Genomic DNA, 2,449 nt, shown 5'->3' on the forward strand with positions numbered 1-2,449 from the left:
ATCAGGCCGCTATTGATGGGTTGTTGAGCCATCTACTTGGGTATGAAGACATTGTCTTAGCTTCACGCAATATCTACGGCGGTTCTTACCAACTGTTGGAAGATTGGTTTGGCAAGCCTTCGAACCTGAATGTCGCGGTAGAGTGGGTGGATGGTTACTCCGGGGATGAGTTTGCGACGCGACTTGATGAGGTTGCCGATAAATACGCGGATCGAATCGCTGCGGGTAAGAAAATCTACGTCTACCTAGAGTCACCGTGTAACCCGCATGGATACGTGTTAGATGTTGCTAGTATCAGTAAAGCAGGTCACTCTCGTGGTTGGGATGTGATTGTTGACTCGACAGTGGGGACTCCATTGTTGCATCCAGTACTAAAACGCGATGATGTGATGGAAAGGCCTGATTATGTGATTCACTCCTACACCAAAGAACTGGCGGGTTCTGGTACCACAACAGCTGGGGTTGTGATTGGCCGCAACGAGACCATGTTTGTTCCAAAAGGAGAAGAGGTCACTTGCACTAAGCCTAACGGTGATGAAGCCACAATCCCATGGAACGAAACGTTGTTTTGGAATGTGTATTACATCAAAGGCGCATTCTTAGATGCAGACAAAGCGTTTGAAGTGCTCAATGGCATAAAAACCTATGAGATGCGTGTGGTGCAGAAAACCATCAACACTCTGACGCTCGCGAAGATCTTCGACGCTCACCCTGACATCAATGTGTCGTGTCCAGCTTTGCCAGAAAGCGATAACTATGAACACTGCCAGAACAACATGTACTTGGGTTTACCAGCGGCGCTTTTCACAATCGATATGGAAGGTAACGGCGACCGTGAACCAATCAATCGAGATGGGTTTAAACAGTTCTTCGACATGCTTGAGCCAGCAATCGGCATGCAAGTGAGCTTAGGGCAAACCAACACCGTGGCCTTATGCCCAGCACTGACCACGCACTCAGAGCTCAGCGATGAAGCGTTAAATGAAGCAGGCATCAAGCCAACCACAATGCGTATCTCTATCGGCTTGGAAGATCCGCGAATGTTCATCGCTCACATTATCGAGGCCGCTAAATTGTCGATTGACCGCAAACACGCAGACTTCTCATCGAGTTTCCCGAGTGGTGAGAGTATCGATGAAATCTATATGCAAACCTATATGGATGTACACCAGAGGTTTGTGAAGAGCTTGCCGAAGTTCAGTCAGCTTACTCAGTAACTTAGGTCAGTAAGGAAAGTTAACAAGAGAAGTCAGTGAAGTAGGGTAGCTGTAAACGTTAAATGAAAAACGTAAGGCCTCGCGTGTGCGAGGCCTTTTGGGTTTCGGGTAATAACATAAACCAATCTAGAACAAATCTTAGAAAAATGCGTCGATGAATCACCTAATAGCCTTTAACTCGTAGAATATGGGTAATTTATTTCTTATAACATAAGGCAAATATGAGCGGAAAAAGTAGTTTTTTGGACAACACTGATGTGGAGCACTTTTTCCACTCAATGAAGCTGCAATTAACGTTGGCTAGGGTAACCAAACACATCGTTCTCGTTGGCTGACTCTCCAGTTTGAGTTTCTGCAATATCCCAATGCTCTACAATTTTCCCTTCGTTATTAAAGCGGAAGATATCAATGTAACCAACACCTAAATCGCCTTTTTTACCGAGGTCAATTTGCTTCGAATGAACAAGAACCATGTCACCCATTGCGATTGTTTTTGCTATCTCCGTTTTTAGCTTAGTCCCGTTACTGTTTAAGTAATCAAGGTAACCAACCAATGCTTTTCTACCATTTGGAACCTCTGGGTTGTGTTGAATATAGGTTTCGCTAGAAATATACTTTTTTAACGCACTTGTATCCGCTGGGTTTTCAAAGCTTTTCAACACAGCAATGGCTCTGCCTCGATTACGCTCGATGTCTTGAGTTGCATCATAGATATTCGCGTCTGGCCCTTGGTACATGGTGTTTTTGTTTTCAGATTTTTCCGGAACTTGTTGGTAGTGATCCCAATGCTCTACCAGCATGCCATTTTCTTCTCTCCAGATATCAACATAAACATATTCCGCACCGTCTGAAGTTGTCCAAACAGAGTGTATTGCGACATAAGGACCTTCTGCAATGGTACGGTAGATATCTACTTTCACGCCAGGATCAGCAGTTAACTCGCCAGCTACCGCTTTAATCAGTTCTGCTGGTCCATCGCCATAAGCGGTAGCGTGTTGGATGTAAGTGTCACCAACGTACTTTCCGAAGTTGTTCAAATTCCTATAAACCAGTACATCTTCATAGAAGCCTTCCGCTAGTTTAATGGATTGATTAGTTTGAGCATCAATGGTGCTTAGGTTAGCAAAGCTTGGGGCAGTAAATAGACAAACAGCCATTCCGATTGCAACAGATTTAATAGACATGATTCTTCCTTTTTAGGTTTGTTTTGTTTGAGCACCTGTATGTTAGCC

Annotated in this window: 2 protein-coding genes; one reads left to right on the forward strand and one right to left on the reverse strand. The window is 44.4% G+C overall.

Features of this window, described 5'->3' with window-relative positions:
- Positions 1–1,217, forward strand: a 1,217-nt coding sequence (locus AB4653_RS11770; protein ID WP_372104227.1) for a PLP-dependent transferase, incomplete at its 5' end; no start/stop codon positions are given.
- Positions 1,218–1,507: 290 nt separating this feature from the next.
- Here the strand turns inward: AB4653_RS11770 and AB4653_RS11775 are convergent.
- Entirely contained in the window at positions 1,508–2,401 is an 894-nt protein-coding gene (locus AB4653_RS11775; RefSeq protein ID WP_009846978.1) for a nuclear transport factor 2 family protein, read from the reverse strand.
- Between the last annotated feature and the right edge of the window lie 48 nt (positions 2,402–2,449).

Origin of the sequence: Vibrio sp. 10N.222.48.A3 (genome assembly GCF_041475345.1) — a bacterium.
Taxonomy (GTDB): Bacteria; Pseudomonadota; Gammaproteobacteria; order Enterobacterales; family Vibrionaceae; genus Vibrio; species Vibrio tasmaniensis_A.